Source organism: Inhella proteolytica (genome assembly GCF_016093275.1).
Classification (GTDB): domain Bacteria; phylum Pseudomonadota; class Gammaproteobacteria; order Burkholderiales; family Burkholderiaceae_C; genus Inhella; species Inhella proteolytica.
Genome location: NZ_JAEDAK010000016.1, coordinates 68,891 through 82,072, shown reverse-complemented (window position 1 = coordinate 82,072; position 13,182 = coordinate 68,891). Strand labels below are relative to the sequence as shown.

At 69.4% G+C, this 13,182-nt stretch carries 14 protein-coding genes and 1 tRNA gene; 9 read left to right on the top strand and 6 right to left on the bottom strand.

From position 1 onward, the window contains the following. Positions 1-106: 106 nt before the first annotated feature. Positions 107-619 (top strand): hypothetical protein, encoded by a 513-nt coding sequence (locus I7X39_RS18900; RefSeq protein WP_198112730.1) that lies wholly within the window; start codon positions 107-109, stop codon positions 617-619. On the opposite strand, the gene ampD is transcribed toward I7X39_RS18900, so the two are convergent. Genes ampD through I7X39_RS18875 form a run of 5 tightly spaced genes read right to left on the bottom strand, consistent with a single transcriptional unit; the run spans position 606 to position 5,463 of the window. After that, positions 606-1,211, bottom strand: coding sequence for a 1,6-anhydro-N-acetylmuramyl-L-alanine amidase AmpD (ampD, locus tag I7X39_RS18895; RefSeq protein WP_232352058.1), 606 nt, complete (start codon positions 1,209-1,211; stop codon positions 606-608). The two genes, I7X39_RS18900 and ampD, sit on opposite strands and share 14 nt — an antisense overlap. Then, positions 1,186-2,649, bottom strand: a complete 1,464-nt coding sequence (locus I7X39_RS18890) for a sigma-54-dependent transcriptional regulator (protein WP_198112729.1) — start codon at positions 2,647-2,649, stop codon at positions 1,186-1,188. The genes ampD and I7X39_RS18890 overlap by 26 nt, the downstream gene beginning before the upstream one ends. A 54-nt stretch (positions 2,650-2,703) precedes the next feature. Next, positions 2,704-4,425, bottom strand: a complete 1,722-nt coding sequence (locus I7X39_RS18885; protein WP_198112728.1) for a sensor histidine kinase — start codon at positions 4,423-4,425, stop codon at positions 2,704-2,706. A 6-nt stretch (positions 4,426-4,431) separates the two neighbouring features. Beyond that, positions 4,432-4,683, bottom strand: a complete 252-nt coding sequence (locus tag I7X39_RS18880) for a PP0621 family protein (RefSeq protein WP_198112727.1) — start codon at positions 4,681-4,683, stop codon at positions 4,432-4,434. Positions 4,684-4,686: 3 nt separating this feature from the next. Beyond that, complete coding sequence (locus I7X39_RS18875) at positions 4,687-5,463, bottom strand: cytochrome C assembly family protein (protein ID WP_232352057.1); 777 nt, start codon at positions 5,461-5,463, stop codon at positions 4,687-4,689. A gap of 83 nt (positions 5,464-5,546) precedes the next feature. Between I7X39_RS18875 and ffh the strand changes: the two genes are divergently transcribed. Both ffh and I7X39_RS18865 read left to right on the top strand, forming a co-directional pair. After that, a complete protein-coding gene (gene ffh, locus I7X39_RS18870) occupies positions 5,547-6,935 on the top strand; it encodes a signal recognition particle protein (RefSeq protein WP_198112725.1) in 1,389 nt (462 codons plus the stop codon). 93 nt (positions 6,936-7,028) lie between these two features. Beyond that, positions 7,029-7,499 (top strand): DUF2726 domain-containing protein, encoded by a 471-nt coding sequence (locus tag I7X39_RS18865; protein WP_198112724.1) that lies wholly within the window; start codon positions 7,029-7,031, stop codon positions 7,497-7,499. Here the strand turns inward: I7X39_RS18865 and ftsY are convergent, their stop codons facing one another. Beyond that, positions 7,500-8,807, bottom strand: coding sequence for a signal recognition particle-docking protein FtsY (ftsY, locus tag I7X39_RS18860; RefSeq protein WP_198112723.1), 1,308 nt, complete (start codon positions 8,805-8,807; stop codon positions 7,500-7,502). 85 nt (positions 8,808-8,892) lie between these two features. Between ftsY and I7X39_RS18855 the strand changes: the two genes are divergently transcribed. The 6 genes from I7X39_RS18855 to ruvC all read left to right on the top strand — a co-directional run bounded on the left by I7X39_RS18855 (position 8,893) and on the right by ruvC (position 13,170). Then, positions 8,893-8,969: transfer RNA gene (locus I7X39_RS18855), tRNA-Met, on the top strand. Between the two features lie 70 nt (positions 8,970-9,039). Then, positions 9,040-9,420: a hypothetical protein gene (locus I7X39_RS18850; RefSeq protein WP_198112722.1), complete on the top strand. Its 381-nt coding sequence runs from the start codon at positions 9,040-9,042 to the stop codon at positions 9,418-9,420. Positions 9,421-9,505: 85 nt separating this feature from the next. Next, positions 9,506-10,846: a tRNA (N6-isopentenyl adenosine(37)-C2)-methylthiotransferase MiaB gene (gene miaB, locus I7X39_RS18845; RefSeq protein ID WP_198112721.1), complete on the top strand. Its 1,341-nt coding sequence runs from the start codon at positions 9,506-9,508 to the stop codon at positions 10,844-10,846. Between the two features lie 32 nt (positions 10,847-10,878). Continuing rightward, the gene (locus tag I7X39_RS18840) at positions 10,879-11,508 is read left to right on the top strand and encodes a lysophospholipid acyltransferase family protein (RefSeq protein WP_198112720.1); all 630 of its coding nucleotides are present in this window, start codon (positions 10,879-10,881) and stop codon (positions 11,506-11,508) included. Beyond that, positions 11,505-12,491, top strand: coding sequence for a phosphatidate cytidylyltransferase (locus tag I7X39_RS18835; RefSeq protein WP_198112719.1), 987 nt, complete (start codon positions 11,505-11,507; stop codon positions 12,489-12,491). Before I7X39_RS18840 ends, I7X39_RS18835 begins: the two co-directional genes overlap by 4 nt. A gap of 130 nt (positions 12,492-12,621) precedes the next feature. Continuing rightward, a complete protein-coding gene (gene ruvC, locus I7X39_RS18830; protein WP_198112718.1) occupies positions 12,622-13,170 on the top strand; it encodes a crossover junction endodeoxyribonuclease RuvC in 549 nt (182 codons plus the stop codon). The last annotated feature ends 12 nt before the right edge of the window (positions 13,171-13,182 follow it).

Here is a 13,182-nt window from a genome sequence, read left to right as displayed (position 1 = left end):
CTTCCGACCAAAGGCCCCGTGCCCCGCTTGAACGGCGGCGCCGGGGCTTGGCAGTCGCCAACACCGGGCCTCACACTGCCCGCCGCCTGCTCAGCCAAATCCATCCATGAGGGCCTTTCGCGACACCCACCCTGGCGGCCCGGACACCCAGCCCTTTGACCTGGATCCACCGCCCGCCAGCCGGCCCGAGGCGCCTTCGATGCGCCTGCTGGGCGTGCTGCTAGGCCTGCTGTTCGCGCTGCTGCATGGCTATGCGCTCATCACCCACGGGGCACTGGGTGGGCTGGCCCTGCTGGGGCAGGCCTCCAAGACCTGGCTGCTGCCCTGGCACGGACTGTGGCTCCTGACGGCCGCCTTGGGCTGGCTGGGCCTGCTGGGCATCATTCGGCAGTCCTGGGAGGGCGTGCCCGAGGACCGCGCGCGCGGCCTGCGCCTGCTCGTCATGGCCGGCCTGCTGAGCTGCCTCCTGGCACCCATGCCCTGGCTGCTGGCCCCGGAAGGGACGGCCGCGGATAGCCTGGGCTCGCTGCGCTCACTGATCTGGCTGGTGATCCCGCTGCCCTTCTGGCTGGGCTGGAGTCTGCGCGTGCACCAGCTCGAACGGCTCAACCCGGGCTGAACGGGAAGCGCGCTGCGCTCCAGCGCAGGCGCCGCTGCAGCTGCGGCCAGTCAAAGCCCGGGCCGGGGTCGCGCTTGCGGCCCGGTGCCACATGTTCGTGACCCACCACATGGCGCAGCGGCAGATGGCTGCGCAGGGCCCGCAGCAGCTGCACCAGGGCGCGGTACTGGGCCGGTTCGAACGGCTGGCCCTCCAGGCCTTCCAGTTCGATGCCGACGGAGAAATCGTTGCAGTTCTCGCGGCCCTGGAACTGCGACACCCCGGCATGCCAGGCGCGCCGGTCCACGGCCACGAACTGCAGCAGCTCGCCGTCACGCCGCACCAGGAAGTGCGCCGACACCTGGACGCCGCGCAAGGACTCGAAGCTGGGATGGGCGGCGCAATCCAGGCGGTTCAGGAACAGGTCCTCGACCTGCGGGCCGCCGTACTGACCGGCCGGCAGGCTGATCGAGTGCAGCACCACCAGATCGACCGGCACGCCGGGCGGGCGCGGCCCCTGGTTGGGCGAGGGGCAGGCGCGTGCCGCCGACCACCAGCCGTCGTGCCAACGGCCCTGCCTTCGTGCCTCAGCCGGCATCGCGGGCTTCGCCATCGTCCACCTGGATGCCCAGGCGTGCCATGCGGTAGCGCATCTGGCGCAGCGACAGGCCCAGGCGCGCGCCCGCCGCGGTGCGGTTGAAGCGGTACTCGGCCAGGGCGCGCAGCAGCACGCGGCGTTCCACCTCGTCCAGGTACTGGGTCAGATCCAGCGGCAGCCCGGCCTCTTCTTCCGCTGCCGCCGCGGCCGGCTGGCCCAGCGGCGCCAGGCCCCCGAAGGCGGAGTCCTCGCCGGACACGCAGTCCGGCAGGTCCAGGTCCTCGGCCTGCAGCTCACTGGCGCCCGAGAGCGCCAGCGCGCGGTGCAACACGTTTTCCAGCTCGCGCACATTGCCAGGGAAGGCGTAGGCCGAGAGCCGCGCCAACGCCCCCGGGCTCAGGCGCGGCACCGGGTGCACGCCGGCATCGCGGGCAATGCGCTCCAGCAGGCTGGTGCCGATATCGGGCAGGTCGGCCAGGCGCTCGCGCAGCGGCGGCACGCGGATCTGGATGACGTTGAGCCGGTAGTACAGATCCTGGCGGAAGCGGCCGGCCTGCACCTCGGCGGCCAGGTCCTTGTGCGTGGCGCTGAGCAGGCGCAGGTTGACGGGCGTCTCGCTGACCGCACCGACCGGCCGCACCGAGCGCTCCTGAATGGCGCGCAGCAGCTTGCTCTGCATGGCCAGCGGCAGGTCGCCGATCTCGTCCAGGAACAGGGTGCCGCCCTGCGCGGCCTGGAAAAAGCCCTCGCGGTCTTCACTGGCGCCCGTGAAGGCGCCCTTGCGGTAGCCGAAGAACTCGGCCTCCAGCAATTGCTCCGGTATGGCGCCGCAGTTCACGGCGATGAAGGGCTGGCTGGCCCGGCTGCCCTCGCCATGGATGGCGCGCGCCACCAGTTCCTTGCCGGTGCCCGATTCGCCCTGCAAGAGCACCGGCGCCATCGAGCGCCCGACCTTGCGGATCAGCTCGCGCACCTGCTCCATCGCCGGCGAACGCCCGGCCAGGCGGGCCAGCGCACCGCTGCTGCTGCTCGTGCGGGGCGCGGCCTCCTCGCGCCGCGGCGCCGGGCGGCCGGGCTCGCGCCCCAGCGCGGTGGCCACCACGCTGCGGAACTGGCGCAGGTCCACCGGCTTGGTCAGGTAGTCGAAGGCGCCGGCCTTCAGGGCCTCGACGGCGTTCTCGGCCGAGCCGTGGGCGGTGATGACGATGGCGCGCTCGTTGCGCCCCTGCTGCTCCAGCCAGGCCAGCAGGTCCAGGCCCGAGCCATCGGGCAGGCGCATGTCGGTGATGACGACGGCGAAGCGCTCGGACTGCAGCAGCGCCAGGGCCTCGGCCACCGTCTCGGCGCTGACGAGGCTGTAACCCTCGCGCAGCAGGGTCAGCTCGTAGAGCGTGCGCAGGTCGGGCTCGTCATCGACGACGAGCAGGCGGTCATTGGCGGTCATTGGCTTCATGCTCGCGGGCGGAGGCCCCCTTGGGGCGGGTGGCGAAGGGCAGGCCAGGGGCCGTCACGCGGGATTCTCGGACTGCAGATGGACTTCGAAGGCGTTGCCGGGCACTTCATGCAGGGCCATGGCGCGGTAGTCGATGCGCGCGCGGTAGCGCTCGCAGAGTTCGCGGCAGATGTAAAGGCCCAGGCCCGAGCCGCGGCTGCGGCTGGAATAGAAGGGTTCGAACAAATGGCGTTCAATTTCCGGGCGGATGGCCGGCCCTGGGTTGAAGACGCGCACCAGTGCCCCGCCGGCCTCGGCCTGCACCTGCATGACGATCCAGGGCGAATCGGCCGGCGCATCGGGGGCCTGGGCGGCTTCCTGCGCATGCCGCCAGGCGTTGTCCAGCAAGTTGACCAGCACGCGCCGCCAATGCTCGGCATCAAAGCGCACCGGCAGGGTCTCGTCGGGCAGTTCCAGGCGCAGCGCGCGCCCGGCGAACAGGCCCTGCGTGCGCGACCAGTCCTGCGCGATCTCGCGGCTGCTGGCCACCGCATCCAGGCGCACCAGCGCCATGTCGGGCGCGGCCGCCAGCACCATCACGTCGTCAACGATGCGCTTGAGCCGCGCCACATTCGCCGCCACCAGGTCGGTGAGGCGCTGCGCACCCGGGTCGGGCACATCCTCGGCCAGCAGGGCGTTGGCCTGCGAGATGGCCGCCAGCGGGTTGCGGATCTCGTGCGCGATGCCGGCCGACATGCGACCCATGGCAGCCATGCGCTCCTGGCGCATGCGGGCCATCAGGGTGGCGCGGTCTTCCAGCAGCAGCACGCACAGGTCCTCACCGCCTTCGGGCTCCCCACTGGGCGTGAGGCGGCTGCGCACGCGCAGGGTGCGGGCGGGCGCGGCCGGGAAGCCGAGTGTGACCTCGCGCAGCTCGGCGCCGGGCGAGCCCGCAAAGGCCAGCTCCACCGTGTCCACCAGGCCGGCCCAGGCGGTTTGATCGGGCAGGGCAAAGGGCGGTGGCTCCACGGGCTCGGCCTGCCCCAGCAGCATGCGGGCGGCGGGGTTGGCGGTGCGCACCTGCAGGCGACGATCCACCACGAGCACGCCTTCCTGCATCTCGTCGATGACCAGCTGGTTCAGCGCCGCCTGCTGGCGCGCCAGGGCCTCGCTGCCACGCGCACTGAGCTGCTCGCGCGCCAGGCGCGCGGCCAGCTCGGCCGTCAGCAGGGCCACAACGAAGTAACCGCTGCCCGCCACCCCGGCCTGCATGAAGCGCGGGCTCAGCTCGCTGCCGCTGATGTCCGCCCACAGCAGGCCACCCAGCAGGCCCAGGGTGGCCATGGCCGCCGAGGCCAGCGCGGCACGCCGCGAGGACAGCACCCCCGCCGTCATCACCGGCAGGAAGAACAGCGCCGTGACGGGCAGGCCCGTGCCTCCCTGCAGGGCCTGCAGCGCCGTGAAGGTCGCCAGGTCGACACCGATGCTGGCCCACCAGCGCGGGCTGCTCATCGCCGCCAGGCTGCGGCGGTTGGAAGTCCGGCGCAGGCGCGGCAGCAGGGCGTGCACCAGCGTCAGCCCCGCATAGAGCGCGCACAGCGCCAGGCTCTCGGAAGGCGCCTGCCCGCCCAGCATCCAGCCGCTGGCCTGCACCAGCAGCAGGGCCACGCCCAGCGCGGCACGGGCGGCCAGGAAGGCGGCATACAGACGCGCGAAGCTGCCTTCCAGCAGGCGGGCGGTGCGCAAGGGCGCGGCCGTCGGCTCCATGCCCTCGGGAGGCGGGCTCGGGCGGCTCAAACCGGCTCAGCGCGGCTCGCGCGTCTCGAACTGGTCGCGATGGGCTGCGCTGCAGAAATGCCCACCACGGCCGGGCAGGGCCTGGCTCTCGGGCATGTGCACGCCGCACTCCGCACAGCGGCGCATCACCTCAGGGCCGGGCGCCGGGGGCGCCGGGGGCGCCGGGGGCGGCGCGTCCGCATCGCGCGGCATCAGCTTGCGCCACGCCAGCCAGAGCAGCCCACCGATAAGCAGAAAAAAGACCAGACGCATCAGCATGGTTCAGACCACCCGGCCCAGCAGGACCTGCAACACAAAGCGCGAGCCCACATAGGCCATCAGCAGCAGGGCCGCGCCCACATAGAGCCAACGGGTGGCCTGGGCGCCGCGCCAACCCAGCCAGTGGCGGCCCGCCAGCAGGCCGGCCAACACGCACCAGGCCAGCAGCGAAAACAAGGTCTTGTGGTCCCAGTGCCAGGGCGCGCCCAGGGCCGCGCCGAGCAGCAGGGCCAGGCCCAGCACCAGCACGCTGGCCGCCACGAATTGAAAGGTCAGGCGCTCCAGGCGCAGCAGCGGCAGGCCCACGGGCGCGCCCCCGCTGCTCGGGTGGCGCATCTGGCGCTCGGCCCGGCCCAGCAGCCAGGCATGCAGAACCGCCGTGCCCAACAGTCCGTAGGACACCAGCCCGAGCACCCAGTGCAGCGGCGCCCAGGGCGTGGCGGCCGCATGCAGTTGCCCGGGAAAAGCCCAGGCCAGCGCCACCGCCGCGGCCGCCAGCATCGCCAGCACGCGGCGCATGAACTGCAGGGGCAGGAAGCGGCTTTCGATCAGCACCACCGCCCAGACCAGCCAGAACATCAGCGACAGCGCCGGCGCAAACCCGAAACGCGCCCCCGCCGGCAACTGGCCGATACCGCCCAGATCGAACACCAAGGCCACCGCGTGGGCGGGCCAAGCCAGCCACAGGGCCGGCATCCAGCGTTCACGCTCGGGGCTGGCCCCCCAGGCCGCCAGCGCATAGCCCAGCAAGGCCAGCGCGCTCCATCCAGTCAGCCACATTGAGGAGTTCAGGCTCGCGCCCTCCATAAAATCGTCGTCTTTAGTTTACGGGCGCCCCTTCGCAGGCCCGCGCCCTCACCCCGATGGCTTCCACCCTTGCCGATCGTCTGAGTCGGCTGGTCAAGACGATGCGCGGCCAGGCCCGCATCACCGAAACGAATGTGCAGGAGATGTTGCGCGAGGTGCGCATGGCCCTGCTGGAAGCCGACGTGGCCCTGCCCGTGGTGCGCGACTTCATCAGCCGCGTCAAGGACAAGGCGCTGGGCCAGGAGGTGGTGGGTTCGCTCACGCCCGGCCAGGCCCTGGTGGGCATCGTGCACAAGGAGCTCGCCGCCACCATGGGCGAGCTGGACGACAAGGGCCAGCTCAAGCCGGGCGCCTCGGACATCAATCTGCACACCCAGCCGCCCGCCGTCATCCTGATGGCCGGCCTGCAGGGCGCGGGCAAGACCACCACCACGGCCAAGCTCGCCAAGCACCTGATCGAGAAGCGCAAGAAGAAGGTGCTGACGGTCAGCGGCGACGTCTACCGCCCCGCCGCCATCGAGCAGCTGAAGACGGTGACCAAGCAGGCTGGCGCCGAATGGTTCCCCTCCACGCCGGACCAGAAGCCGCGCGACATCGCGCTGGCCGCGCTGGACCACGCGCGCCGCCATTACTTCGACGTGCTACTGGTCGACACCGCCGGCCGCCTGGCCATCGACGAAGTGCTGATGGCCGAGATCCGCGAGCTGCACGCCACGCTCAAGCCGGTCGAGACCCTGTTCGTCGTCGATGCCATGCAGGGCCAGGACGCCATCAACACCGCCAAGGCCTTCAAGGAGGCCCTGCCGCTGACCGGCGTCGTGCTGACCAAGCTGGACGGCGACTCGCGCGGTGGTGCGGCGCTGTCGGTGCGCGCCATCACCGGCGTGCCGATCAAGTTTGCCGGCGTGAGCGAGAAGATCGACGGCCTGGAGGCCTTCGACGCCGAACGCCACGCCGGTCGCGTGCTCGGCATGGGCGACATCGTGGCCCTCGTCGAGGAGGTGACCAAGGGCGTGGACATGGAGTCGGCCAAGCAATTGGCCGACAAGCTCAAGGCCGGCGACGCCTTCACGCTCGACGACTTCCTGCTGCAGCTGCAGCAGATGAAGAAGATGGGCGGCCTGTCCAGCCTGATGGACAAGCTGCCCACGCAGATCGCCGCCAAGGCCGGTGCGGGCGACATGGAGCGCGCCGAAAAGGACATGCGGCGCATGACCGGCATCATCCATTCGATGACGCCGCTGGAGCGCCGCAAGCCCGAGCTCATCAAGGCCACCCGCAAGAAGCGCATCGCCAAGGGCGCGGGCGTGCAGGTGCAGGAAGTGAACCGCTTGCTCAATCAGTACGAGCAGATGCGCGACATGATGAAGAAGATGAAGGGCGGCGGCCTCTTCAAGATGATGAAGAAGTTCGGTGGCATGAAGGGCATGCCGGGCATGGGGTGAACCCGCTCGGGGCAACCCTTCCCATGCCCGCGGGGGGCGCCGTTCACCATTGGTAGCCCCTGCGGGCCGGGCGGCGCAATAGCCTCGCGGCCCATGACCGAAGTACCTCTGCTGCAAAGACTGAGCAACTGGCTGCCGCTGCAACGCAGCCTTAAGACCCAGAGCGATGACACCGTGGCTGCCTGGCCGCCCGTGCCGGCCCGGCTGCTGAACGCACCCGAACGCCTGGCCCAGGGCCAGCTGCTGCAGGCCCTGCCGGATTGCCAGGTGTTCGTGCACCTGCCGCTGGCCCGCCTGGTGCGCGTGCCGAACCGACGCTCCTACAACGAGTGGCTGTCACGGATCTCCGGCCTGAGCGCCGATTTCGCCGTTTGCGACCGCACCAGCCAGGTCATCGCCTGCGTGCTGCTGTGCCCGCGCGAGGAAAGCCCGCGCGGCAAGCTGCGCCGCGAACGCCTCGCGCGCGTGTTGCGCGCCGCCGGCCTGAACGTGCTGGAGTGGCAGCCCGGCTGGGTGCCGCACCAGACCGAGCTGCGCCAGGCCCTGGGGCTCAGCCCGCTCTGATCAGCTCAGCAGCGCCTGCGCGAACTCGCGCGCACTGAAGGTCTGCAGGTCTTCGAGCCTCTCGCCCACGCCGATGAAGTAGACCGGCACCGGCCGCTCGCGCGCGATGGCGGCCAACACCCCACCCTTGGCCGTGCCGTCGAGCTTGGTGACGATCAGGCCCGTCAGCTGCAGGGCGTCGTCAAAGGCCCTGACCTGGGTGAGCGCGTTCTGGCCGGTATTGCCGTCCACCACCAGCAGCACCTCATGCGGGGCATCGGGCTGCGCCTTGGTGATGACGCGCTTGATCTTCTTCAGCTCCTCCATCAGGTGCAGCTGGGTGGGCAGGCGGCCGGCGGTGTCGGCAATCACCACATCGCAGCCGCGCGCCTTGCCGGCGTTGACGGCATCGAAGGTCACCGCGGCCGGGTCGCCGCCCTGCTGGCTGACGATGTCCACCCATCCCGCGCCCTGCACCTGCACACCGCTACCGTCTGCGCGCTGCGCCCACACGGCCAGCTGCTCGCGCGCGGCCGCGCGGAAGGTGTCGGCGGCCGCCATCAGCACCTTTTGCTCGGCCTCCAGCAGGTGGCGCGTCAGCTTGCCGATGCTGGTGGTCTTGCCGGCGCCATTGACGCCGACCACCATCATCACCGTCGGGTCATGCCGGCCGATTTCGAGCGGACGCTCCAGGGGCTTCAGCAGTTCGCTCAGGGAATCGACCAGCAGTCCCTTGACCGCCTGCGGCTCGGTGGTGCGCGTTTCACGCACACGGCGCTTCAGGTCTTCAAGCAGGAATTCGGTGGCCTTGACGCCGGTATCGGCCAGTAGCAGCGCCTCCTCCAGCTCCTCGTACAGGGCGTCGTCGATCTTGGTGCGGCTGAACACGCCGGCCAGGCTGCTGCCGGTCTTGCGCAGTCCCTCCTTCAGGCGGCTCAACCAGCCGGCGCGGCTGGGTTCGGGCTTGGGCTGCGGCGACTCCACGACCGGCAGCGCGACTGGCGCCAGGGCGGGCGCAGGAGCCACTTGAGGAGCCGGCACGGGCGGCGACACGGGTGCACTGGCTGCGGGCGCCGGTAGCTCCGGCTTGAGCACCGCAGGCACCGGCACGACGGCGGGCGCAGGCGCCATGACGGGCGCAGCGGGTTGGGGCGGCAGCGGCTCCGCCGCGGGTACCGGCAGCAGGGCCGGAGCCACCGGCACTTGCGCCACCGGTGCCGGCACCTCGGGCGCAGGCGTCTTGGCCGGGAACACGTCGGTAAAGCCCACCTCGGTGAAGACGGTGCCGGTTTCGGCGCTGGGGGGCTTTTTCTTGAAGAAGCTGAACATCGGGTATCCGCTGGACCGCTGAGCCACCGAAAAAATTTGACGGGGCTTGCGAACTGAAAAATTTTGCCTATACTAGCGGGCTCTTGGCGCTTTAGCTCAGCCGGTTAGAGCGACGGAATCATAATCCGCAGGTCCGGGGTTCGAATCCCTGAAGCGCCACCAAAATCCCAAAGCCCCGACGGTCTCAGACCGCCGGGGCTTTGTTCCATCACGCAGCCCCTGGATGAACCCCATGAACCGCTGTGCTCTGTTTGCCGCCACCGTTCTGGTGGCGGCCGCGCCCGCGCTGGCGCAAACCCATCGCACCTTCACGGCCGAGGCCCTGCGCGGCGACTTCAAGGTCGTGCTCGCCCCCGAAGCCCGCCTGAACGGCAAGCCCGCCCTGCTCTCGCCCGGCCATCGCATCTGGGGTGCCGATGGGCATCAGTTGCTGCACGGTGCCATCGTGGGCCAGACCTTCCCGGTGCACTACACGCTGTGGCCGGACGGCATGATCAAAGAGGTCTGGATCCTGAACGCCGCCGAGCGTGCCAACAAAGTCTGGCCGACCACGCCCGCGCAGGCCGCGCAGTGGCGCTTCGAGCCCGGCACCCAGACCTGGCAGAAGCCCTAATCCCCCAGTCTCCGGTGCTGCGCACCTCCGCCACCCCCCGAGGGGGCCGCGCTCCGCTCGGGAGCGGCCCTTCGCTGGAGCGACCATGAGCAAAAAAGTATTTATCAAGACCTTCGGCTGCCAGATGAACGAGTACGACTCGGACAAGATGGCCGATGTGATGCGCGAAGCCGAGGGCTACGAGAAGACCGACGACCCGGAAGCCGCCGACCTGATCCTCTTCAACACCTGCTCGGTACGCGAGAAGGCGCAGGAGAAGGTGTTCAGTGATCTGGGCCGCGTGCGCCACCTGAAGGCCAAGGGCGTGAAGATCGCCGTGGGCGGCTGCGTCGCCTCGCAGGAGGGTGCGGCCATCATCGAGCGCGCACCTTATGTGGACGTGGTGTTCGGCCCGCAGACCCTGCACCGCCTGCCCGACCTGCTGGCCCAGCGCGTGGCGGCGGCGCGCCCGCAGGTGGACATCAGCTTCCCCGAGATCGAGAAGTTCGACCACCTGCCGCCGGCCAAGGTCGAGGGCCGCTCGGCCTTCGTCTCCATCATGGAAGGCTGCAGCAAGTACTGCTCCTACTGCGTGGTGCCCTACACGCGCGGCGAGGAAGTCAGCCGCCCCTTCGAGGACGTGCTGGTAGAAGTGGCCGGCCTGGCCGAGCAGGGCGTGATCGAGGTCACTCTGCTGGGTCAAAACGTCAATGCCTACCGCGGCAAGATGGGGGAGAGTGGCGAGATCGCCGACTTCGCCATGCTGCTGGAGTACGTGGCCGAGATCCCCGGCATCCAGCGCATCCGCTACACCACCAGCCACCCCAACGAGTTCAGCCCGCGCCTGATCGAGGCCTACGCCAAGATCCCGCAGCTGGTGAATCACCTGCACCTGCCGGTGCAGCATGGCTCGGACCGCATCCTGGCAGCGATGAAGCGCGGCTACAGCGCCATCCAGTTCAAGAGCATCGTGCGCAAGCTGCGCGCCATCCGCCCGGACATCCGCATCGCCTCCGACTTCATCGTCGGCTTCCCCGGCGAGACCGACGAGGACCATGCCAAGACCATGAAGCTGATCGAGGACGTCGGCTTCGATGCCTCGTTCAGCTTCATCTTCAGCCCGCGTCCCGGAACGCCAGCGGCGAACCTGCCGGACGACACGCCCTATGAAGTGAAGGTCGCGCGCCTGCAGCAGCTGCAGGCGGCCATCGAGGCGCATGCGCTGTCGATCTCCCAGACCCTGGTGGGCACGACGCAGAAGGTGCTGGTGGTCGGCAATGCCAAGAAGGACCCGACCGAGCTGATGGGGCGCACCGAGTGCAACCGCATCGTCAACTTCAAGGGCGCGCCGCGCCTGATGAACGAGCTGATCGAGTTGCGCATCACCGACGCCTACCCGCATTCGCTGCGGGGCGAGGTGCCGGTGCTGGAGGAAGTCCTCGCCTGATCGCACCGATCGGGCCCGTAGGATGCCGCCCCATGCGGCTAGCCGACCTTATGGGCCCGTTTCTGGGCTTTCTCGCGCGGGCGATCACCGGGGCCCAGGGCCACTGGCTTGGTTGCCCGCCCTCCAACGAACAACGCATCTACATCGCCAACCACCAGAGTCACTTTGATCTGGTGCTGATCTGGGCCGCCCTGCCCAGCGAGCTGCGTGCCAAGACGCGCGCCATCGCGGCACGCGATTACTGGACCAAGGGCAAATTCAAGACCTGGCTGACCACCGATGTGTTCAACACGGTGTACGTCAGCCGCACCCGCGCCAACCCCGACGAAGACCCGCTCGAGCCTCTGGTGGAAGCGCTGAAGCAGGGCGACTCCTTGATCATCTTTCCCGAGGGCACGCGCTCCAACAAGGGCGAGCCCATGCCCTTCAAGGCCGGCATCTACCACCTGGCCGAGCAGTTCCCGAACGTGCAAATCATCCCGACCTGGATCGACAACGTGCAGCGCGTGATGCCCAAGGGCGAAGTGGTGCCGGTGCCCATCCTCTGCACGGTCACCTTCGGCACGCCGACCCAGATCCAGCCGGGCGAGGACAAGCGCGCCTTCCTGGAGCGCACGCGCGCCGAGGTCACCGCTCTGAAGCCGGGGGGCTGGAAGCAATGAGCGAACTCAAACACTGGTCCCCCGCCGATCAGATCGCCCTGCTCTTCGCCCTGCTGTTCGGCCTGCTGCTGCTGATCACCGCCGGCGGCGTGCTGTACCGGCTGAAGAACCCGGCGGAAGAACTGGCCATCAACCCGCGCAGCGCCCGCGCACAGTTCCAGCGCGACCTGAACGCCTCCTGGGTGGGTGCGCTGCTGTTCTGGCTGGCCTGGATCAGCGGGCCGGCCGGCTCGACCATCCTGTTCGGCCTGTTCAGCTTTTTCTGCCTGCGCGAGTTCATCACCCTGCAGCACACCACGCGCAGCGACCACCGCACGCTGATCGCGGCCTTCTTCGTCATCCTGCCGCTGCAGTACATCGTGGTGGCGAACCGCCGCTTCGATCTGTTCACGGTGCTGATCCCGGTCTACGCCTTCCTGGCCATCCCGGTCATCAGCGCGCTCTCGGGCGACCCCAAGCGCTTCCTGGAGCGCAACGCCAAGATCCAGTGGGGCATCATGGTCTGCATCTATGGCCTCAGCCATGCACCGGCCCTGCTGCTGCTGGAGTTCCCGCGCTATGCCGGCAAGGGCGCCTTCCTGCTGTTCTTCCTGGTCACCGTGGTGTCGGTGGCGCAGATCGTGCAGGAGGTCGTGAGCCGCTCGGTACGCAGCATCCCGACGGTGCGCGCCATCAGCCGCAGCTTCAGCAAGCGCGCCTGGTGGAGCGGCGCGCTGGCTGGTGCCTTCGTGGGCGCCCTGCTCTACTGGGTCACGCCCTTCAAGGCCGGGCAGGCCTTCGTGATGGCTTTCATCGCCGCCGCCTCGGGCACCCTGGGCGCGCTGGTGATGAAGGCGATGAAGCGCGAGGCCGGCATCCATTACTGGGGCAATCGCAGCGGCATCACGGGCGCCGTGGGCCTGCTGGATCGCGTGGCGGCCCTGTGCTTTGCGGCGCCGATCTTCTTCCACTCGGTGCGCTGGTACTTCAAGCTGTCCGTATGAGGATTCTGGGGATCGACCCCGGCCTGCAATGCACGGGCTTTGACGGCGCGCTCCGTGCGCACGAGCGGCTGCGCCGCTGCTGGAACCCGTCAAGCCCTCGCTGCGCCAACAACGTGGGGGGCTTTACGCCGTGCGCATCCTTGGCATAGACCCCGGCCTGCAATGCACGGGCTTTGGCGTCATCGAGGCCGATGGCCCGCGGCTGGCCTATGTGGCCAGCGGCACCATCAAGACCACGGGCGTGCCCACGGGGGACTTGCCAGCGCGCATCAAGATCCTGTTCGAGGGTGTGCGCGAGGTCGTCGAAACCTACAAGCCCGACTGCGCCGCGCTGGAGATCGTGTTCGTCAACGTGAACCCGCAGTCCACCCTGCTGCTGGGCCAGGCGCGCGGTGCCGCGCTGGCGGCGCTCACCAGCGCCGGCCTGGGCGTCAACGAGTACACCGCGCTGCAGATGAAGAAGGCCGTGGTCGGCCATGGGCATGCCAAGAAGGAGCAGATCCAGGCGATGGTTCAGCACCTGCTGAAGCTGCCGGGCCTACCGGGCAAGGATGCGGCCGATGCGCTGGGCCTGGCGGTGATGCATGCGCATGCCAGCGTCAGCTTCACGGCCATGAGCGCCAAGGGCCAGTTGCAGCGCCGCCAGCACGCGCAATTCAAGGGCGGCAGAACGTATTGATCCCCAGCGCCA

What these genes read in the sequence shown, in the direction of transcription:
- ampD (WP_232352058.1), bottom strand. Translation starts at nt 1,211, where the DNA reads ATGGCGAAGCCCGCGATGCCGGCTGAGGCACGAAGGCAGGGCCGTTGG.
- I7X39_RS18850 (WP_198112722.1), top strand. Translation starts at nt 9,040, where the DNA reads ATGAACCGCTGTGCTCTGTTTGCCGCCACCGTTCTGGTGGCGGCCGCG.
- ffh (WP_198112725.1), top strand. Translation starts at nt 5,547, where the DNA reads ATGGCTTCCACCCTTGCCGATCGTCTGAGTCGGCTGGTCAAGACGATG.
- I7X39_RS18880 (WP_198112727.1), bottom strand. Translation starts at nt 4,683, where the DNA reads ATGCTGATGCGTCTGGTCTTTTTTCTGCTTATCGGTGGGCTGCTCTGG.
- I7X39_RS18840 (WP_198112720.1), top strand. Translation starts at nt 10,879, where the DNA reads ATGCGGCTAGCCGACCTTATGGGCCCGTTTCTGGGCTTTCTCGCGCGG.
- I7X39_RS18890 (WP_198112729.1), bottom strand. Translation starts at nt 2,649, where the DNA reads ATGAAGCCAATGACCGCCAATGACCGCCTGCTCGTCGTCGATGACGAG.
- I7X39_RS18900 (WP_198112730.1), top strand. Translation starts at nt 107, where the DNA reads ATGAGGGCCTTTCGCGACACCCACCCTGGCGGCCCGGACACCCAGCCC.
- ftsY (WP_198112723.1), bottom strand. Translation starts at nt 8,807, where the DNA reads ATGTTCAGCTTCTTCAAGAAAAAGCCCCCCAGCGCCGAAACCGGCACC.
- I7X39_RS18875 (WP_232352057.1), bottom strand. Translation starts at nt 5,463, where the DNA reads ATGTGGCTGACTGGATGGAGCGCGCTGGCCTTGCTGGGCTATGCGCTG.
- I7X39_RS18835 (WP_198112719.1), top strand. Translation starts at nt 11,505, where the DNA reads ATGAGCGAACTCAAACACTGGTCCCCCGCCGATCAGATCGCCCTGCTC.
- I7X39_RS18865 (WP_198112724.1), top strand. Translation starts at nt 7,029, where the DNA reads ATGACCGAAGTACCTCTGCTGCAAAGACTGAGCAACTGGCTGCCGCTG.
- miaB (WP_198112721.1), top strand. Translation starts at nt 9,506, where the DNA reads ATGAGCAAAAAAGTATTTATCAAGACCTTCGGCTGCCAGATGAACGAG.